Origin of the sequence: Sporosarcina sp. P34 (assembly GCF_002743375.1) — a bacterium.
Taxonomy (GTDB): domain Bacteria; phylum Bacillota; class Bacilli; order Bacillales_A; family Planococcaceae; genus Sporosarcina.
The window spans coordinates 1-21140 of record NZ_PDZC01000015.1 but is presented as its reverse complement, the minus strand read 5'-3'; the positions used below and the strand labels follow the sequence as shown (position 1 = coordinate 21140).

Annotated in this window: 12 protein-coding genes; 1 reads left to right on the top strand and 11 read right to left on the bottom strand. The window is 41.4% G+C overall.

The window, feature by feature from the left end:
* Window positions 1-144 precede the first annotated feature (144 nt).
* From CSV63_RS15440 to CSV63_RS15425, 4 genes are all read right to left on the bottom strand, one after another.
* Window positions 145-2031 (bottom strand): hypothetical protein, encoded by a 1887-nt coding sequence (locus CSV63_RS15440; protein ID WP_099696610.1) that lies wholly within the window; start codon window positions 2029-2031, stop codon window positions 145-147.
* A complete protein-coding gene (locus tag CSV63_RS15435) occupies window positions 1952-2626 on the bottom strand; it encodes an Ig-like domain-containing domain (RefSeq protein WP_099696609.1) in 675 nt (224 codons plus the stop codon). The genes CSV63_RS15440 and CSV63_RS15435 overlap by 80 nt, the downstream gene beginning before the upstream one ends.
* A gap of 715 nt (window positions 2627-3341) precedes the next feature.
* Window positions 3342-3728, bottom strand: a complete 387-nt coding sequence (locus CSV63_RS15430) for a hypothetical protein (protein ID WP_099696608.1) — start codon at window positions 3726-3728, stop codon at window positions 3342-3344.
* A gap of 615 nt (window positions 3729-4343) precedes the next feature.
* Window positions 4344-4634 (bottom strand): hypothetical protein, encoded by a 291-nt coding sequence (locus CSV63_RS15425; RefSeq protein ID WP_099696607.1) that lies wholly within the window; start codon window positions 4632-4634, stop codon window positions 4344-4346.
* Between the two features lie 453 nt (window positions 4635-5087).
* Here CSV63_RS15425 and CSV63_RS15420 point away from each other — a divergent pair, with 453 nt between their 5' ends.
* Window positions 5088-6194, top strand: a complete 1107-nt coding sequence (locus CSV63_RS15420; protein WP_099696606.1) for an integrase core domain-containing protein — start codon at window positions 5088-5090, stop codon at window positions 6192-6194.
* A gap of 531 nt (window positions 6195-6725) precedes the next feature.
* Here CSV63_RS15420 and CSV63_RS15415 read toward each other — a convergent pair.
* The 7 genes from CSV63_RS15415 to CSV63_RS15380 form a co-directional block, all read right to left on the bottom strand.
* The gene (locus CSV63_RS15415) at window positions 6726-9104 is read right to left on the bottom strand and encodes a pectate lyase-like adhesive domain-containing protein (protein ID WP_099696605.1); all 2379 of its coding nucleotides are present in this window, start codon (window positions 9102-9104) and stop codon (window positions 6726-6728) included.
* A gap of 81 nt (window positions 9105-9185) precedes the next feature.
* Window positions 9186-12638 (bottom strand): S-layer homology domain-containing protein, encoded by a 3453-nt coding sequence (locus CSV63_RS15410; RefSeq protein WP_099696604.1) that lies wholly within the window; start codon window positions 12636-12638, stop codon window positions 9186-9188.
* A gap of 898 nt (window positions 12639-13536) precedes the next feature.
* Window positions 13537-14247: a WecB/TagA/CpsF family glycosyltransferase gene (locus CSV63_RS15405; protein WP_099696603.1), complete on the bottom strand. Its 711-nt coding sequence runs from the start codon at window positions 14245-14247 to the stop codon at window positions 13537-13539.
* Window positions 14244-15536: a nucleotide sugar dehydrogenase gene (locus CSV63_RS15400; protein WP_099696602.1), complete on the bottom strand. Its 1293-nt coding sequence runs from the start codon at window positions 15534-15536 to the stop codon at window positions 14244-14246. Before CSV63_RS15400 ends, CSV63_RS15405 begins: the two co-directional genes overlap by 4 nt.
* Window positions 15537-16221: 685 nt before the next feature.
* Entirely contained in the window at window positions 16222-17409 is a 1188-nt protein-coding gene (locus CSV63_RS15395; RefSeq protein WP_099696601.1) for a S41 family peptidase, read from the bottom strand.
* Window positions 17410-17498: 89 nt separating this feature from the next.
* Window positions 17499-18770, bottom strand: a complete 1272-nt coding sequence (locus CSV63_RS15390) for a CAP and S-layer homology domain-containing protein (RefSeq protein WP_099696600.1) — start codon at window positions 18768-18770, stop codon at window positions 17499-17501.
* A gap of 892 nt (window positions 18771-19662) precedes the next feature.
* Window positions 19663-20550: a nuclease-related domain-containing protein gene (locus tag CSV63_RS15380; RefSeq protein ID WP_255408951.1), complete on the bottom strand. Its 888-nt coding sequence runs from the start codon at window positions 20548-20550 to the stop codon at window positions 19663-19665.
* Window positions 20551-21140 lie beyond the last annotated feature (590 nt).

Sequence of the window (21140 nt, the reverse complement as noted above, 5' to 3'; positions counted from 1 at the left end):
TCTTCAGACTACTCCATTGATGCGGCTTCTGTAACTGACAATTGCCACGCTACCAATAAAAAAGAGTCTTCATGATCGGAAGGCCTCAGCCATGTCTTGAATGAATTGTGTCTATATTTTTGGAGGTCTGGTACCGCCTTTATATTACTTTTCATTCAGCACAGTGGAACCGTCATGCGCATAAAATTTAACTTTATATTGACTATAAATCGTTTGCGCAGTAAACAGATAATACTTCCGTTCATCATATGAGCCTGCTGGTTGATTATATATTCTTTCGATTCCTGTTGAAATATATGCTATTCGGGCATCTTCGAAATAGCTAGTCTGTAAATACTCATGTATCTGATCTACTGATGGATTGATTGGTGAATCTACAAATGATTCACTGTCGACAGCATCTAATAACCACTTCTGACCTTCCTTTACAAACGTATATATTACATTAGTGCCTGAACTTAATCCGCGGTTCGGTATAACTGTTTTCAATACTAGTCTTGTAGAGCTCGACTCGATTATTTCAAATTTCAATACTGTGGATACAGGTTCTGCAAACAGCGAGATATCTAGACTCGGATGCATCCATTCTTCATAATAACGTCTTAGTTCTTCTAGATAAGTAGGCGTGACTAGCGTCTTCAAATCATTTTCAATATAAGAAAAATCTCTGTAAGCGCCATTGACAATTTCTGCTGTTTCAAAAACCTTTCGTATAGCTGGTCCTATCGTTTCGACCATCTTTTTCTTTTCATCTAGAAAAGCTGGGTCTGCAATTCGAACCGGAACCATCACTTTTATTATGGCATCCCGATCATTATTATATGTAACGGTAATGAATGTTTGGTCACCAGTTTTTGCGTTTGCTCTTGCGCGTACTTCACCAAGATAATTAACCGTAGCCACATTCAAATTTTCCATTTTTAACTTCATATTACTGTCTGGCAGCATCAGAGGATGTGTTTCCTGCTTATAATCAACTCCGCTGATTCCTAATTCGGCCGTCTCGCCTGGCGCTAGCACAAGGGGGTCTGCTATCAATTCCTTATAACTGCACGTGGATCTCTGTCGATGTGGGATACTGAGAAATGGATAGGTTATATCCCAAAACGTATTTTTCGTCGATCCTATGCGTGCTGTTGATTCAAAATATATTTCACCTTTTTCACTAAAACATGCTCTATCTTTGTCAATTTCACCAGCTGCTTTAACTTTATAACCGCCCGTAATATCTACACCTGCAAGTGTAAACTGCAGAACCTCGGCATTTACATTTAAACCTAGACCAAGCTTCGCTTCCGCCTCACCTTTCAACGATAAAAAGTCAGCGGACAAATTACTAGTTGAACGATTGAAAGGAGTGTAGTCACTTCCCTCTTTCTTCACTCCAAGGTTATAAGAGCTGTCTTCGACAATTTCAAATTCAATAAATATCTTTCCGCTTGCCTCATAGTTTATAAATAATTGAATTTCGGCACCTGCCAACCCATATGCCTTGACAGGAATCGAGATGCCAAGCGGAATTCTCAACGGTTCTGTTTCATAACTTGCCAATTTAAATTCTACGTTCATCTCATTTTTCAAGCCACTGTCTACTTCTAGCCAATCCAACACGAACCCTTTAAAATCAAAATTCACAACAGGCTTGATGAGTTGGACCTTCCCGCCAACTGTCACCGGTCCAACTCTCTCTCCTTCAGGAATTAATTGAACGTCACTGTACTCCACATAAGGATTTCCATTTTCACTCCCTATTTCAATTTTACCTATGGAATGAGCCACTGGATTTTCAACTTCAAAAATACGTCTATCTCCTTTATTTGTTTCATTTGACACACGAGAATGGACATCAGGATCTAGCTTGAAATCATTTGCTGTTATTGTTAACACGCTCGAAATATCTATATCTTTTATGACATCTTCTAGCTTAGGCTCCTTCGTGATTAAGACCGTATTATTTCTTTCGTTTATGACATCGACAATTTCTTTTGACCAGCCGAAAGGATGTTGTTCTGTTTTTAGGGAAAATGACAATATCCCCATTGGTTAATTTTTTTAACACTTCGGGTAGACCTTTAAAAACAAATCTATCACTTTCATAATTCAAATCTTCTATTGAGTGCATGATATTAGTAGGCAAACTGGTAACTCGCTCTTGATAGATTATGGTATCTTCACTATCTTCACGCGGTACAAATACATTCGACTCGTCCCGCTGCTTACTTGTTTGAAACTTCATTTTGACAGGAGTGCCTAATAATCTGCGCTTTGCAGAAGATACTTCGTTCGCAACAAACAGCGTATAAGAAGTATTCGGACGATAGCCTTCTTTTGGTGGCTGTACCCTTACTTTATTTCCGTTATCTAGTAATACAGCGGTCGTCTGAACTACTTGACCAACTTCATCTGTTACGTATACATGTGTATTGGTAATAGATGAAATTTCAACACTTTCGCTAAACGTAATGGTCCATTCTTTGTTTAATGGAACGTTGTGTTGATCAGGTAAGGATTTCCAATCGGTTTCAGCTTGTACTTTAAGATGAGTCCAAGTCACGCTCTCCATAAATACAATAGTAACCAACAGTATAAAGATGACTACAGACTTTCGTCTTACGGATCTTAGCATAAAATCCCCTCCTATACATTTTAGGCAGTCATTTATATAGTACCACTCTATAACGCGTTTTTTGGCACAGCGCCATTTAAATTACTCAGATACTTCATTACGTAACTTCAGCATTGCACTCTACTTATCTTTTTAACTATATTATTTGAATAATTTATATGACTACCTAGTACGCTCCCCTAAGAGTAAACGTAACTTTCTTTATAAGTGCTTTTTTAGTTATATTCGACTCTTGCTTATCAACTCACATCCAAACAGAAAAAGCCTCCCGACCGTTTTCACGATAGCTTTCGCAACTGAAGGCTTATTTGTGTTAGCTATTATGAATAGTGCTGGAGTTGTGCGATATAATAGGTACGCATTTTTTCACCTACACGTCTCACCTTTTGTATAATCTATAATTGGAATAATACATAGCTTTAAATCATTTTTGCTTCTGTCAACTCTCCTATATACTGAAAACGATGTTTTTTTGTGTTTTACTCAATTCATTTCATATAATAGGTACCTTCCACTCAAATAAAAATCTTCAAATCGATTGCTCGATTTGAAGATTATCTATTTCTTGCATATATCGAATTGTCATTCCAGTTTCTGAATTGTTTGGTGCACAATGTACCTGTATTGATACCTGGCTTATTTTTTCACTAATATAATTATTAACTTAACAAGTAATGCTTATAGAGACAGGTAAAGGCGTAGATAATTTAAACTGTTATTCGATTGATTCAACCTCAAATGAAGTTGCATCCGGCTTTGGAGAAATAGAACCATCAGATTCTATTTGTACATCCATTTGATCTTCTAGTTGAGTTACGGTAATTTTACTTGCATCTAATTTTTCATTTGACTTTGTTAGGATATCTAAAGTTTTATAAGCGTTACCATTAAGAATCAAATAATAATTATCTGTAAGAATAGAGACTTTTCCTTTTAAGTTTTTCCCTGTGAACCTATCTAATGAAATGTATTCCTGCTTTTCACTAAATTTATAAAGACCATTCGGTGCATCGCCATTCGCCGCATCCGCGGAATTAGCTAAAAAGAATACAGAAAAGCCTAAAACTAAACATGTAATTACTAAAGAAACAATCTTCTTCACTATTAACTCCCCCTACATTCTATCATCTAGTACAAGTATATAAGAATAGGAGAATCATATCAATACGAATTGTTTATTAATGTTAATTATTTTAATAAGGCCTATTGTAGAATCAAATTAGCCATTTGTACTCAAAACAAAAATGCCACAAATAAGCCGCGTAAGAAAGTATGACGGAATAGATGGGGATGTAGCTAAAATCCTATTTCATCTAATATAATTTAGAACCATCTTCTAACCGAATTCCGATGTAATTTTGGACTTCTTGACTCACCAACAGATATTCACTCTCCGCAAACTTTGACTGCATACGCCCATCTTCCTGATAGTCATTCACCAAGGACAATACATTCTACCACAGACTGATTTCCCTGATACGATTGCCTTTCCCTTGGACTGTCAACGTGCCTTTCAAAAGGTCTAGATCTCCAATTTTGATATGAATCAATTCGCTGACCTAAACACCCGTATACAGAAGCAGATATGCAATCAGTTTGTTCCGCTTGCTTACCTTGCTCGTATTTTCCACATAGAACAGCAGCTGCTCCACTTCCTCTTCGGGCAGGGAAGTCACCACATGCTCGCTTCCAGCAACAATCTGTACCTCGTCCTTTTTCAGTTAAATGAAATTGTCTTCAACCAATACCTTTTGTCTGTGAGAAGTCGTTTGTAGACCTTCAGAATGTTCACCGCCTTGTTGATTGTGCTGACAGCCAGCTGCCGTCCCTGTAGGTCCTGCTTATATCGAACAAAAAGGAAACAGGATAGCAACTGACCTTCATCAGCTACTCTCTCCATTACATAGAGTTGAATCTGCTTTACATCATACACATACGATTCCATCATCTGCAGACTCTCTCCTTCTTCAAGCAGCCAGTTTTGAAACTCCTTTAGTACCTCATCCATGATTGTCCCTCCAAAACAAAAAGAAGCCATAAACGCATTTACTCGCATTCATGACTACTTCTCTTACATTTTCCGTCGCAACGGCAATCACAATTGGAACTATAATTTTCTCCTACGCCATTAGTTTTACCCCCTTTTAAGACTTTCAAGAAATTCTTTACTCACTCGCGACTATTATATGATAAGGCTCTGAACCGTCTTCACCATCAATACTTCCAGCTGTTCAACGTTACATTTATACTTCTTCATTTATACTTCTTCATCTACAATCCTTCCAATAGAAATAGCCCTACCTCTGTATAGGGAAGTAAGGCCTCAGCTATTATTTTAATATAGTAATATGTAGATGACAATGGAGTTGTTACGACTATCAACTTTCTCTTAATCTAGCGATCAAATTGAATTTTTTGATTTATTTGCTAGAATGATTAAAAAAACTAGGAGGCGTTTAATATGAGATTTCTTAAAGCATTGTATCGTCATTTGAAGAACTGGTGTGAAATTTTAAGGAGGTTTATCTTTTCTTTTTTCGTATCTAACAGTATCATTCGTTTAGAAAACTTAGCTTTACAGAGTCAGTTAATGGAACAGATAGAGAAGCAAAGAAAATACAAACTACCTAAAAAGCAACAAAATACTGTTTTCAAGCAGTTATGGGTTATTCTGTCGAAAGTATTACCAAATTGGAAGGAACTATTATTTAAAGTACAACCTGAAACCGTAATTCGTTGGCATCGAACTGCTTTTAAAATTTACTGGAAAAAGAAATCGAAGAAAATGGGGAGACCAACATTAAAAAAGGAAACGATTGACCTTATTTTGAAGATACATGAGGAAAATCAACATCTTTCTCCTGAAAAGATTCGAGAGAGTTTACTATTAAAAGGTGTAACTAATCCACCTGCTCCTAACACGATTGCAAAATATATAAGACAGCATTCAAATCCTCCTAAACTACCTACTACCAAACAAAAACAATCGTGGAGGACATTTCTGAAAATCCATGCAGATGTCACATGGGCAACAGACTTTTTTACCATACCCACATTCACGATGAAAATACTTCATGTACTTGTCATCATTCACCATAAGTCTAGAAAAATCGTTTATTTTAATGTGACAACGAATCCTAATGCCGAATGGGTTGTGCAACAATTTAGAAATGCAACACCTTACGGAAAAGTACCTAAGTATTTGATTCATGATAATGATCCATTATTCACATCTAAAAAGTTTCAACGTTTCTTAAAATCATCGAGCATTGAATCCAAAAGAACTGCATATAAATCACCTTGGCAGAATGCTTATGCTGAAAGAGTAATAGGTACGATAAAGCGTGAATGTACTGATCATCTAATTCCGATTAACAGAAAACACATTCACAATCATTTATCCGGTTATATTCATGACTATTACAATACGCATCGACCACATCAAGGACTTGATGGACAAACGCCAATTCCTACTCCAACACATTTACCAGTAAAAGTGGAAGAGGTAAAACTGAAACCTACTCCTGTAATGAATGGAATCTATCATACTTACGAGCGAGTTGCTTAAAAGTTAGAAGTTGAATAGATTTTGAGTAAGCCTTTTTTAAAAAATTGCCTTGAAAAGGCTTTTTTGTCATGTCTATATTTATATCCGCATCAATGATCTCAACCCCCCATGATTTCTTCCCGACCATTTACCTAACATTTCAATGCAAAAAAGTAGCCCATCCAAGAGATTTCTTTGAAGTATCTTCTCGGATGGACTTTTTGAAGTGGACAGTATTCTTCATTAGTATTGTATGCAATTCAGAATAGTGTCTGAATTGTGTGTCGCACAGGTACCTTCAGTCATAGAAATAGCCCTACCTCCGTTAGAGGAAGTAGGGTATTCATGATTTGTATTCAAGATGATAATATATGGCTGAAAGATCGGTAGAAACGGAAAACAGCCAACAATCCCGAAAGAGTGTTGGCTGTTCTCTTTATTGAATTTTAGATTCTACCACTAGATTACTAGTCCCACATAAAAAAATAATGAATGACTTGTCCAATAGTGTTAGAATCTGATAGCTAAACGCACTTAACTAAGATGGCTAAATTACTTTACGATTTTAGTCCATTTCCATTGTGTTTGTTTAACTGAACCATCTTGATTCTTATCAACAACTAGGTCTTTCTTGTAGCCGTCTAGGCCATTAACTTCATATTGACCCTTATATTTATTAACGTCATCTGTATATACTGCCACAGATTCTCCAAATGAATTTGTTCCTGAGAAGTTTGCTACAACTTTACTACCAATATTTTGTGAAATTAATCCGATTCCAGCATCCCAAGCATTTCCACCTGTAGTGATGTCTTTGAAGTTGACTGTAATCGTATCAGTTCCATCATTGTTTACATAAATACCAGCTTTTTTACCACCAATAACAATAACGTTATCTAGTGTGGCACTACCGTAGATTTCAACTAGGTTGTCACCGTGAGTTCCTCTAACTTCTAGGTTTTTAATTACTACGTCTTTGGCACCTTTAGCGACGCTTAACCCTTCGGCAGTAGTAGATCCTGCATCTCCTGCAGTTCCACCTACGTATAATGTATGGTTGTTACCATCAATTGTAACGCCAGATGTTAATACAATTGTGTTGTTATCAACTTCAATGCTTTTTTCTAAAGTAATTGTTTTTAACTTCGAATCTTCTTTAGCAGCTTCAGTAAGAGCAGCTAGAAGTTCTTCTTTAGTATCAACAATTCCGTTTAGAGCATCTTGAGCTTTGTTAACATCACCGATTAGATCGTTCACTTCTTCTGCAGTAGGAGCAGTTTCCCCAACCAGACCAGTATCTGCCGCAAGAGCTGCTGTCTTGTAAGCTTCAGCATATGCAGTGTTTACTTTATTAACTGTAGCTTCAGCAGCCTTTAGATCGTCTGCATGTACTTCCTGGCTTTTTTCAAGAAGTGCAACAACAGTTGCTGCAGAAGTTTTGCTATCTACTTTATTAAGGTCAGCAAGAACTTTTCCTTTTGCCGAATCTACCGCTACTTCATTGGCATCAGTTACGATTTTTTGAATATCTTTACGTTGGTTTTTAGCTCCAACTTCAGCTTCAAAAATTGCAGTTCGATATGCTGTTAGGTTAGCATCTTCAACTGTTTTGATATCAAAGTCGTTAGTTTTATTAAATCCTGCTACATCTTTATACTTCTCTAGAAGAGAGTTTTCAAGTGTATCAAGGTTTGTCAAAGCAGACTTTAATGCACTGTTTGTTTTTGCATTGTTTACAGCGATTAGGGCATCTTCAAGTGCTAGACCATCAAGAGTTAGAGCTTTTTCTGGTGTCACATCTTCCTCGTCCGCTGGAATCCACTTAGTAACCAATTCTCTTGCTTCAGCAACTTTTTTGCTGTCTAATGACATATTAGCTGCTTCAACTTTTGGTGCTACTTGTGCCAAGTTTGTAGTGTCGATAGCCGTTTGAATTGTTGTAAAGTCAGTTGCTTCATTTCCTGCACCAGTTCCAGGGAAATCAAGAAGAGCTCCTTCTCCAGCGACTGAATAGTTAACAACCCATGCAGAGTTCACACGCGCAAAATTAGCTTGCAAAGCAGATAATAATTGTGATTGAGTCTTAGCATCTACAACAGCTTTAACTGCTGCCGCTTTATCTGTTGCAGTAGCAGCATCTTCATCAACCTTTGTGATTGCTTTTTGAACAGCATCAAGTGATTTTAGTGCATCAGCATCAAGTGCTTCCAAGTATTTACCGATTCTTAGCTCGTCAGCATATGTAATTCCTGCCGCATCTAGAGCTGCCTGTAAATCGATTTCATTGTTCGCTTTTACTGCTTCATCGATATCAGCCAATTGGTTAATAGCATCGAAGTTGTATTTTTCGCCGTTTACATCCCAAACACCAGTAAATTTGTGGTCAACTGGGAACGGTGTAACAAATTCAAAATCAGCTTGTGTTGTGCCTTCAGCAAGTAACATTGGCTTAGTTTCTACAACTTTACCTTCGCCGTCTTTAACAACAACGTTAGCATCTTCGATAGCTTCAGTCACTTCTGGGAATGTAACAGTTACAGCATTATTGTTAATCGCACTTACCGACTCAACAGTAACAGCTTCTCCAGGTACGACTACTTCACCTTCAGGAGTCAAGATAACACCATTGTCTTTTTCAAATACATCTTGTTGAACGCCTGAGTTTGGTAGCTCTTCGTTTTCTTTTGTAAGAATATCTGTGCCCTTGTAGACAACGCCATTAGTAGCTAGGTATACATCTTTGTTTTTTAACAAAGCTAACTTTTCTTTTAAAGTTTTGCCTGACAATGCATCTACGGAAACAAATTCCTTAGTAGCAAGGTTGTATAGACCATTTGCTGCAACATCATTTTCAGCTGCGAATGCAGCTACCGGAGTCAACGCTGAAGTAGCAAGCACGGCAGCTAGTGACAATTTAAATCCTTTTTTCATCAAGTCTTACCCCCATTGTAGTATTTATAAATATTACGAGTCTTATATAAGACTCGTAATATAAAAGGTCGTTAATTTTTATTATTTTCTTGCAGTTAGATCTACTGTTACTGATTTCACTTCACCGTTTACTGTGTATTCAGCTTTAAGTTTATTCTGTGGCTTGTTAACCAAGATAGTTTGAGAGAACTTACCATCTTTAACGTCTACCACAGTGTTATCTTGATCTGCTTCTTCAGGTAGTGCAATTAGTGTTACTTCTGTAACTTTTCCGATATCGCTAGTAGCAATTGTTCCAGCAACATCAACAGACTTGATTCCTAGTGCTTGAGTAATATCATTTGTGTAATAAGACTCAGCAGAAGTGAATGCGAATTCTACCGGTGCAGCAGCTTCTAATTCAGCAATTTTTGCTTCAGCAGCAACTAGTGCAGCAACAGTAGCTGGTGCTACTAATTTTTGTTGAGCTGGAGTCAATGCATCGTATGCTGTTCTAGCTTCTTTTACAGCGTCAGTGTTAGCAAGTGTAAGATCTGCTACAGCTGGAAGTGCAGTGATTTTATCAGCAGCAGCTTGTGCTTTCTTACCGTCTTCAGAAGCAGCAACTAACTCAGCGATTTTCGCTTCAGCGTTTTTAAGTGTTTCTAGTGTAGGAGCTGAAACAAGACCTTTTTGAGTTGCAGTCAATGCTTCGTACGCAGCTCTTGCAGCATCTACGTTAGCTTTATCAGCAAGTGCCAAGCTTCCAACAGCAGGAAGTGCAGTTACTTTTGCAGTCGCAGCATCAGCAGCAGCTTTGTCAGCAGCAGATGTAGCAGCAGTATCAGCTGGACCTACTTTTGTAGTATCTTGCTCAATGATATAGAACGAAGTTGTGCTACCTTTCACTTCGCGAGTGATAGTAACTTTACCTTTTTTCAATTCATTGATGAAGTCTTCAGCAGTAGCAATTGGTGTGTTACCAAGACCTTTGTATTCATAAGTAACGTCTTTTTCGCCAGCGTATTTAACTGCATCTTTTCCGTCGAAAGTAAGTTCTTTCTTCTCGGAATCATAAGATACAACTTCGCCAGTGTAAAGATCGGATACTGCTTTTGTAGCTGTGAATGTAGCAGTAGCTTCTTTCGCAGTGAATGCATAGTCCTTGCCATCTGTATCAATAGCAACGCCAGTAGCCACTACGCGTACTGAAGTGTTTTTGTCCATAGTCGGCTTCACATCAAGATCTCTATTTCCTGTTTCTTTAGTAACTGTATAGCTACGGTTAGGAGAAACGATTTGGCCTTCAACAGTTACATCGTTAGCGCCTGTATTGAATACAGTGTAAGATGCTTTTTTGATTGAAGTGTTTGCAACCTTTTTGTTTGATTGGTTAACTAGTTCTGCTTTAAACGTTGCAGTTTCGCTACCTTTGAATTCTTTTGTTTCTTTACCAGTAGCGTTGTAAACTTTCAATGCAGCTCCATCTAGGTAAGCAGCTTGGAAGTAAGAGATTTGACCAATTGCATATGGCTCGCCTTGATCAAAGTTCCCTTCTACAGCGTTTGGAGTGTTTACATCGATCCAAGCGATAGGTGTTGCATAGTCATTCACTTTATCAGAACCGATAACGAATGTTGCTTGACCTTTGCTGTCTGTTTTCACAGAAATTTGCTTAGCTTTGTTTCCAGTGAAGTACTGTTGAGTATCGTCTTTATTTACTTCGATGAATTTAGCTTCAGTGTTAGTAGAGATCACACGGTCTAAGTCTTCATTGAATGCAACGTTAACAATTTCATTCACTGCAATGTTGCCGTCTTTGTTTTTAACAGTCAACGTGTATTTACGGCCGTTAGTTCCACCAGTTGCTGCAACTTCACCGTTTTCACGAACGATTTCAAGAGTATATTCTGCTTGGTTAGCTGAGAATGTTACTTTTGAAGCAGTTGCTTGAAGATCAGATGCATCATATTTGTAGTCAGTAGTTGTTGCAGTGTTGTTAGCAACGAATACTACTGGAGTTACTGATGTGTTTTTACCAGAAACTGTGAAAGTAGCTTCACCTTTTGAGTCAGTAGTGATTTGTGCAGCTTTTGTAACTGTACCGTTTGACAATTGAGCAACTTCAACGCCGTTAACTGTAGCGTCTTTCAATTGATCAGGTGTTACTTCAATGTTCTCTTTGAAAGAAACGTTCAACGTTTGGTTAGCTACTGGCTTACCAGTTGTAGCATCTTTAGAAACTACTTTGTAAGTTTTGTTAGCGCCATTGCTGATTGTATTTCCAGCAGTTACATCTTCAACTGCAAGGATTGTGTCAACGCCCCAGAATACATAACCGATGCTGCGTACTGTTGGCGCACCTGTTGGGTAAGCTGTTACTTGATCTTGTCCTGCAGAGTATTGAGTGTAAGAGAATGTTGCGATTCCATCTTCGTTAGTCAATGCTTCGAAGACTTGGTCTTTGTTAGTTGTGCCGATAGTGTTAGCTTTCACGTTGAAAGTTACAGGAATACCAGCTTTTTTCACGCCAGTGTCAGCAGAAAGGATAACCTGTTGTCCAGTTTTACCTTGTACTGATTGGTTAGTGATTTTGATAGTTGTTGGAACAGTTGCTTCGATACCAGTGAATGATCCGATAGCTTTGCCGTCCAACTGTACTGTGTACTTTTCTCCACCCTTTTGAGTAGCAGTAGTCAATACAACAGTTTTGTTATCAGTTTGTTTAACCGCTGCGTTAGAAACAGTCAAACCATCGATAGAGAATTTCAAAGAATCAATGTTTTTCACTTCGTCTTTGAAAGTTACTTCTACTGTAGTAGCGTTGATGCCTTTAACAGTAGCAACTCCAGGAGCTACAACTCCGCCACCAATTTCATCGAAGTCTACTAAAGTAGTCTTGTAAAGGAATGAAGCGAATTGTCCACGAGTTGTTGTTGATTTAGGGTTGAATTCTGGTGCAGCTGGGTTTGTGATGTCGAAGAAGTCTAGAACGTCGATAGCAGGACGAGCTTCAGCTTTCGCTTTACCTAGATCTGTAACGTCTTTCTTGAAATCTTGGTCTTTCACGTAAGATGTTAGGTCAACGTCATGTACGCGGTCGAATGCACGAACAAGAACGATTGCCATGTTTTCACGAGTGATGTCGCCTGCTGGATCAAGTGAACCGTCTGGTTTACCAACGAATACGCCGTTGTCATAAACTAGTGCAGACATTTTTAGAAGCTCATCGTTAGATGTAGTCTTCAAGTCTGAGAAACGTGGTTTAGTTTTGTAGTCTGTAGGTACTTTATATCCTTCAGATACTAACCATTTACCCATCAATTTTACTACGTCAGAACGAGTAAGTGTTTTGTTAGGTTTGAATGTTCCGTCTTCATAACCTGAAATTACACCTGCATTAGAAAGAGCGTCGATTGCCTCTTTGTGTGAGTTGTTGTCTTTTACATCCGTGAAAGTTGCAGCCATTGCTACTGGTGCTACTGCTGATGCAACTAGTGCAGCTGAAGCAGCCCCTACTACAAACTTACGGTATTTCGTTGGTTGGTTAGCCATTAAATAATTTCCTCCTCGTAATATCTCTTGTTTTTGCCAGAAACTACCTATGTATGAAAGTAGTAGGCATTACAACTTAAAGTATAGATAAGAAAGTGCTAAAAGTCAATTGAATGTTAGATAATTTACTAGTCTAATAGCACAGTGTGACAAAATATTTATGTCCCGTCTATTATTGTATCGAAAGAATAATAAAATACAAGTATTTTCCAAAGCGTTTTAAAAAGAGAGTCTCTTAGACATGCAAGGGATTTTTGCCAAACAAAAAGGCTTGAACAGATGGGAACTGTTCAAGCCTTTTTGTTTGCGGTCAACCAACCGTAACGCTTTGCACGTATTGTGCTATATGCTAAAGAGAAAATTACCTTACACTTTCGTATTCTACCACCTAATTCACTAGATTACAAGATAGTAAGTTACTAGTAGAAAATTTCCTAATTAACTTTTGTTAGTAGGTTTAAGTTATTACTAGATTTACTTTGGAATAGTAGAGAGATAGGTTTGTGGGTTAGGATGGAAGCTCCAGCGAGGGAAGCGCTTTTGAACGCCCTCACTGGTGCTTCTAACCTACGTTGAAAGTGGAAGTACTTGAATCACTTACTGGAGAAAGTGTGTTATTTATTTTGATCTTCGAGCTTGGTAAAGTTCACGTTCAGATTCTAGTACAATACCAATTCTACATTCAATGAACATCAATATTTATGACCCGCCAACTCCGTAAGGGATTAGCGCGTAGGAGGGGCGACTCCCAGAGGATCATCTCGACAGGTGAGATAACCGAAAGGGAGTTTACGACCTGGTTGGCTCACCGCGAGTCCTCAGGAACGCGTCCCTTCCGAAGCGCAAATCCCCAACCCCTAACCTCGTCTCCCCTAATCTGTTCATGCACTGTCTCAAATTACCTCTTCCGATACACCTCAACCAAAAACTTCGGCAAATTCATTTGACGTTTAATCCGGCTCGGTTCCAGCAATAATCGATACAACCATTCCGCCCCTGCCTTTTGGAACACTGCCGGTGCGCGTTTGATATTGCCCGCCAGCACGTCGAACGATCCGCCTACTCCTTGAAACAACATCGGATGTAACTGATCGCGGTGTTGTTCAATCCACTGCTCTTGCTTCGGTGAACCCATCGCCACAAATAATATATCTGGTTTTGCTTGATTAATCGTGTCGAGTACGACTTGTACGTCTTTTTCATAGCCGTGCTGGACGCCAGCGATTTGAATGTTCGGATGCATGACTTGCAATCTCGCTGCCGCTTCTTGCGCCACGCCAGGTTTCGCGCCATAGAGGAAAATGCGCTTTCCGCGTGTAGCGGCTTCTTGTACGACGCGGTCCATCATGTCGATTCCTGTCACACGTGAACGAATCTGACCTTTTTTCAGCTTGGATGCCAATATGACACCGATGCCATCTGGGATTTGGAATTCTGCTCGGTTCAGCAATGCCTTCAGTTCTGGATCTTCTTTAGCTTTCATTAGCTTTTCCGGATTGATTGCGACGATGAGTGATTTCTTTCCTTCTTCGATATTCTCAAAGACTTTCGGAATGAGTTCATCATAGTTCTCGGTGTTAACGGAGACGCCTAGTATTTCTTCTTTCATTTATATAGCTGCCCCTCTTTTTTGCCATCTCCTAATTTGAAGAAGCGATATTCCGCTTCTTCCCATGCATCTGCTGGGAGAGCGTTTTTCGTATCCAATATAATTGGTCTTGGCTGTTTAGTCTGCAAGTCTGCCGGATTCAGTTGTTTGAATTGGTCATGGTCAGTAGTTAATAGAAGAAGATCCGCTGTGCCGATTGCTTCTTCAAGCGTTGCAACTTGCGTCGAATGCTGTAATTCTTTGATGTGTGGATCGAATGATACGACGTCTAGACCCAAATCTTGCAGCGAATCAATTACTTTCGTTGACGGGCTTTCACGCATGTCGTCGACGTTTCCTTTGAATGCCAAACCGAGAACCGCCACTTTACCGTTTTCGATATTGTATTCTTGAAGCAAACGCTGTGCGCGTTTCGCTGTATACATCGGCATGCCATCGTTCGTTAGACGTGCTTTTTTGATAATGTCTGCTTTTTCAGGTGCCAATTCCACTAAGAACCATGGATCAACTGCGATACAGTGACCACCGACGCCTGGGCCTGGTGTATGAATATTGACGCGTGGATGGAAGTTTGCAAATTTGATTGCTTCCCAAATATCCACATCGATACCTTCCGCAATTTTTGCGAGTTCATTGGCAAAGGCAATGTTAACGTCACGGTACGTGTTTTCCATCACTTTAACCAATTCCGCCGTTGTAGCGTCCGTTAAGTGGATCGTTCCTTTGACGAACACTTCGTAAAGCTCCTTTGTCATTTCCGCTGATTTCGCATTGATACCGCCAACGATGCGGTCGTTGTGTACTAGTTCTTCGAAGATCTTACCTGGAATTACGCGTTCAGGTGAGTGAGAGACGAATAGTTCTTCTCCGATAATGAGATCCGTTTTACGCAATTCAGGCAACATGACGTTTTCGACCGTCTTTGGTGGAACTGTTGATTCCAAGATCACTAGTGCGCCTTTTTTGACGAACGGCACGATCGATGCGGTCGCCGCACGGATGAATTCTAAGTTCGCTGTGTTGTCCGGATTGATCGGTGACGGAACTGCGATGATATAGACATCCGCTTCTACTGGTGTAGTAGAGGCTTGGAAGTGTCCTTCGTCTACCGCTTTCTCCAAACGCTCTTGCAAACCGTTTTCTTCTATATGTAATTGTTTATTGTTGATCAGTTGAACGACGTGTTCATTACGGTCGACGCCGTGTACTTGCAAGCCGCTGTTTGCGAACATAACGGCAGTCGGAAGACCGATATAACCTAGGCCTACTACGCATAATTTCTTTTCCATAGTGTATGATACCTTCGCTTTCTTGTTTTAGGTTGTGGTGATGTGTCTATGTGAAACTTTGTGAGACTTTGTGTTGGGGTTTGGGATCTGCACTACAGGCGGACGCTTTCCTGCGGGCATGGCTTGAGCCAAGCGAACAACGAAGAGTTCGCTTTGCCGTATTTCTGTGTACTTTGCAGAAATTAAGGCATCTGGCCGGGGTCTCAAGGCTCATGCTCATAACGCTTCGCTTTTAATCGCAGAAGTAATTGCTTTTCCCGCGGGAGTCGCCGCCTTTCGTTCCGATCCTACCTGGAATGTGGTGGCACAAAGCAACCGCTTTTATCACTGTGTTGAGATCTTCCGTTCAAGACCTTGGAATTCAAGTGCCCAACACAAGTAAGTTCAAAGAGAAAGGATGAATTTCTTCATCCCTAAACTTGTAAATACAATTTAATTAATAATAGAGTACTTTAGGTTTTAGGCACTTCCGTACAAACTCCAGAAGGAAACACAGTGGATCGTAAGCGGAAGGCGGTGACTCCCGATGGATCAGCGAAAGCCTTGAGACCCTGGACGAAGCGAAGCGTAGGAAGCGGCTCAAGCCGAGCCCATGGGAAAGCGTCCGCCTGCAGCGTCGATCCACGTTGCCTCCACCCCTACTCCATCCATAACAGTATACCAACTTCTCTTACTCATCACCAATTTATTTAGCTCGTACCAGCGCTCGTGCTTGCACAGTAAAAGGCGTATACGTCCCCTTCACCACACTCAAGCCGTTAGCCCCTGCTATGCCCGGATGCACAATGAGCATATACTCTGCCCCAAGCGCCATAGGTTTCGCTGGCTGGATCGTCATCGTTTTATCATTACTAGCCTTTTTAGCCGTTTGTATAGAGACGCTTCCAAACTTCACAAGTTCCATCTTGTTAAAATCTTTCGCTGGCCCAAAGTTCATTTTCTGCGTGAACTCGACGTTGAATACTTTTGACTGCGCTACGCCTGTTGGTCCTTTGATGAACTGGTAGCCCCGCGCGGCCAAATCAGACGTGACAAGGCGCTTGTGCATACCTGCGTGCTCCGTGCCTGATTTCAATTTGATATTCGGCTCGACGCCTTTGTGTTGTACAGGCGTTCCTTTAGGTCCTGTATAGTGACCCGTCGTGAGTTTCAGTGCGCCCCCGTTTTCTAATTCAAATAACGACTGGACGCTACCTTTTCCTTTTGTCGTCTCCCCTACTATGTTCGCTGCGCTTTGATCTTTAAGGCTGACTGCCACAATTTCCGAAGCGGAAGCCGAGTAGCGGTTGACGAGTACGTACGTGTCTACGGGGAATTGATTTTTCGCCGGGACGACTTTCCCTGCCTGTGTCCCCATGCGCGTTTGCAGTTTATACGCTTCTTTTACTCTCGGAAAGAAGCCTAGTAATTGTTCAGCGCTGTCTACGTAGCCGCCACCGTTAAAACGTAAATCAAGAATCAATCTCTTCGCTCCCGCCGCTTTCAGACGTGACCAGTGAGCGTTGACGTCTTCTTGTAAATGCGCAGAGAATGCCTTAATTTTCAAATATCCGACGTTTCCGTACATCATATTCGAACTCACATTGTCCGGATTGTGCGGCGCCGTAAGAGTAGCGACTTGTGCCGGTGCTTCAGCGCTTGCGTATTGATTGAGATAGTCAGTATATTCAGCGGGCGTCATGTACACCGAGTATTCATCGAGCTGACGTACGACTTCGGTAACGTTTCTCGCATTATGAAGATTCGTAGGCCTCTCGCCATAATAGTACAATTCGACAATTTCTTTCACTTCATCAAGAGTCGCGGCCTCGGTGGCGGGTGTTAAGCAGAGCCAAGCGAAAACAGCTACTACTGCAATAAGGGTTTGTTTCATTGCGCTTCCTCCTTTATTCGGTGGGATTGGTAAAAGTATGTATCTATCCACTATACCCTATACACCAGCGCTTAAGCGGCTACCTGTACTTATTTTTTCGAATATAGTGTAACCCAATAGATTTTACCATTTGAATCGGGTGCCGTGCCTGCTCCCATATGCGTAAACACTGGACTTAGTAAATTTTCCTTATGCGCAGGTGACGCTAACCAAGCGTTGGTAATTTCAAGCGCATCATGAAAACCAGCTCCAATGTTTTCACCGTATGCCGTCCATTTATAATCAAATTTCTCAAGCATCTCCGCAGCCGTGCCATACGTCGGCGTGATATGCGATAATTCCCCAAGCTTAGCCAAGTCTTCTGCCCTCGCGCTAGCAATGCGGTTAAGTGCTGGATCTGCCCGTAGATTGCCAATTTTAGAATTTTGTCGTTTAACGTTCACGTTGATAATCACCTGTGCCGCTAATGAAGGCTGTTCAGGTTCAGGCTTTGGCGGAACGGGTGCAGGCTTCGGTGGCTCCGGTTTTGTTGCTGGCGGTATCGGTGTTGGTTTTGGCGGAACTGGCTTTGGCGGTGCCGGTGCCGGTGCCGGTTTCGGTGGTACTGGTTTTGGCTTTTCAGGTGCTGGCTTTTGATTATCAGGGTTCGGCTTAATCAATTTTTGATCTTGATCGACATAGCCTTTCTTTTGATTATCATACGTAATTAGACCATTCTTGCGATTTTCGTCGAATTGCATCGTGCGGTACAAGAAAGCCGCCATTTGGCCCCGTGTAACAGGTTCATTCGGATTAAACTTCCCACCTGGACGCGTCGTGGTGATATTGAGTTCGGCAATTGTAATAATGTATGCATATGCCCCACTGCTCTTCTGGACATCATCAAAAATAATGAAATCATTGTCGTCCGTGACGATGTGGTAGCCAAGAACTAGTAGTTTTGCCATCTGTCCGCGAGTCAGCGGTTTATTCGGATTAAATTTATCCGCATTCTTGAACAGCCCCCGCTGCGTCAACGCACGAATATGATCATACGACCCGTTGTCCTTCGCTACATCCTTGAAATCCATTTTATACGCATGGCTCGGTTTCGCCCCAATAGAAACCGCGATCATCTTAGCGGCTTGAGCCCGCGTGACAGGCTTATTCAGGCGATACGTCTTGTCGGCATAACCTTTGATAATTTCATTGGCCGCCATATACATGACTGCATCGTAAGCATAATGTTTCTCCGGCACATCCTTAAACGCCACCCGTTTCGCCGCTTCCACCGGCACCGGTGCAGATACTCCCACCGCAGACACCGCCACGGCCATCGCCATAGTACTTAAGAATATTTTTTTGTCGCGAGATAGATTCATATAAACGTCCCCCTTTTGTTAGAGTATACGGGATTTGGCCTGTGTTTTGGTAGAGGTATTGTTGAAATTTGTTAGATCATTTTGTTTTTTGGGGGTTGGGGGTGGATTATGGGAGATTATGGGCGGTTGAGTGATAAGGATTGAGCGGATATTGGTCTGCATAGAGCGGAGCATTGGCTTGATTGAGCGGGTATTGGGACAGATAGAGCGCTGCACGAGTTTTGTAGAGCGGTTGAGTGTGAGGATTGAGCGGATAGCACGAAACATTGAGCACGCAGAATTTTTGGGTAGCAGGGAACTTCTTATGGGTAGTTCGACCGTGGGTATGAGCGGATATTGGTCTACATAGAGCGGAGCATTGGCTTGATCGAGCGGTTATTGGGACAGATAGAGCGCTGCACGAGATTTATAGAGCGGGTGCGAGGGGAGATTGAGCGGATAGATAGAAACATTGAGCGCGTCGAATTCCTAGGTAGCGTGGATCTCCTATAGGTGGTTCCGCCGTGGTTATGAGCGAATATTGGTCTACATAGAGCGGAGCACAGGCTCGCTAGAGCGGTTATCAGGACAGATAGAGCGCTGCACGAGGTGGATAGAGCGGTTGTGCGGAGAGATTGAGCGGATAGATAGAAACATTGAGCGCGTTGAAATTTTGGGTAGCGTGGATCTCCATAATAGCGGTTCTGCGATGGGTAAGAGCGGATATTGGTCTACATAGAGCGGAGCATTGGCTCGATTGGGCGGTTATTGGGGCAGATAGAGCGCTGCACGGGGTTTATAGAGCGGGTGCGCGGGGTGATAGAGCGGATAGCGAGAAACATAGAGCGGAAGCGTTATTAAATTTCATTAAGAAACCAGCGCATGAAGAGCTTATGCGCTGGTTTGGTTGCATTTACAAATTTTGATTTTCCGTTTTGAGAAGTTGCGGGGAAAGTTGGTAGATGGCGTTGCCCTTTTTGCCGGACATTTCGGTGAAGGGGTTGGCTAGCATTCGTTTCGCTACGTGGCGGGAGTGGATATTGGTAAAGTGGCGGAATTGCCGGTTGGTGAGTTGTGCGCCACCGATGCAGTACCATTCCGCAAGCGTGGCATGATGGGCATGGCGATCGATATGACCACACGCTCGGCACTGCCAACTTCGAGTCCGCCACAGCATCGTCAGTTGTTCGCAATTTGGGCACGCGACACCGGTTGCCAGATCTTTTATGGAAAGTGCATATTTTTCGATTAGCGGAAATGGATCATAGTGGCGATGTGTATTTAAGAGTTCATTCGCCAATTTCTTGATCTGATTTGCACTCAAAATTACATCCTTCATTTCCATGTTTCTAAGGCGGTTCGGGATTTCATATGAAAATACGAGCCGGTGGGACGATGTGTTTTCAATGGTGAGTTCATTTTGGTAGGCGAAGACGATGTAGTCGACGAGCGGGATGTCGATGTGACGCGCTTGCAGCCAGCTGGCGAAGTAGTGTTTTTTGCGTTCCATTTCTTCGATTGGGCTTCTTAGGACGGTGCGTTCTCCGTTGATTGATTCGCGGATGAATTGGGTTGGATTTTGCTTGATGTGTAGTTTGCCTGCGATATTCTTGATTTCGAACAGAATAATGACGCTCGGGGTAATCAAAATAGAATCAATTTGGAAATAGGCATGCTCGTGTTTCAGGTAAATGTCGTGGAGGATTGCGTGCGGATATGGCGGGATGAAGTCACGTAATTGGTAGTCGAATTCCCTCTCCCCACCGTAGCCGGCTTTGCCGTTGTAAAAGTCAGTTCGGATTTTTTCATACTTGTCGTGATTAACTGGTAAGCGTTTTAGAAGCGCCTGTTGGCCGAGGATCAGTTTGGGGATTGTGCGAGTTTTGTAGAGTATATGGTTTCACCTCCTCATATGGATTGTTGTGGCGTATATACATTGTAGCAAGAGGGTTAGGAATTGGGAAGGATTAGGAGAAATTCGATTTTGTGTAGTTTTTCGGGGGTGAAATTGAATTTTAGGTGTATTTGTTTGGGAGAATTCAATTTTATGGGGTTAAAAAGTGAGATATGCTTTAATTTTGTTTAAAAATATGTCTTTAGTCATGTGGATGTTACGGGTTATGAGCGCTTGATTGGTTGGATAGAGCGCTAGTCGGTTGCGATAGAGCAGATAGATGGTCTGATAGAGCGCTCGAGCGTAGACATCGATCGGTTAGCCAAGGCGATTGAGCGCTTAAACAGATAGTATGAGCGGCGCGGCTCTGCCTTGCCTTATTTCAGAATGTAATAAGGCGTATGAGCGCTTGATTGGTTGGATAGAGCGCTAGTCGGTCCTGATAGAGCAGATAGATGGTCTGATAGAGCGCTCGAGCGTAGACATCGATCGGTTAG

Coding starts and splice junctions, on each gene's coding strand:
- CSV63_RS15425 (WP_099696607.1), bottom strand. CDS start 4,634: ATGGATGAGGTACTAAAGGAGTTTCAAAACTGGCTGCTTGAAGAAGGA.
- CSV63_RS15420 (WP_099696606.1), top strand. CDS start 5,088: ATGAGATTTCTTAAAGCATTGTATCGTCATTTGAAGAACTGGTGTGAA.
- CSV63_RS15435 (WP_099696609.1), bottom strand. CDS start 2,626: ATGCTAAGATCCGTAAGACGAAAGTCTGTAGTCATCTTTATACTGTTG.
- CSV63_RS15400 (WP_099696602.1), bottom strand. CDS start 15,536: ATGGAAAAGAAATTATGCGTAGTAGGCCTAGGTTATATCGGTCTTCCG.
- CSV63_RS15405 (WP_099696603.1), bottom strand. CDS start 14,247: ATGAAAGAAGAAATACTAGGCGTCTCCGTTAACACCGAGAACTATGAT.
- CSV63_RS15390 (WP_099696600.1), bottom strand. CDS start 18,770: ATGAATCTATCTCGCGACAAAAAAATATTCTTAAGTACTATGGCGATG.
- CSV63_RS15415 (WP_099696605.1), bottom strand. CDS start 9,104: ATGAAAAAAGGATTTAAATTGTCACTAGCTGCCGTGCTTGCTACTTCA.
- CSV63_RS15410 (WP_099696604.1), bottom strand. CDS start 12,638: ATGGCTAACCAACCAACGAAATACCGTAAGTTTGTAGTAGGGGCTGCT.
- CSV63_RS15395 (WP_099696601.1), bottom strand. CDS start 17,409: ATGAAACAAACCCTTATTGCAGTAGTAGCTGTTTTCGCTTGGCTCTGC.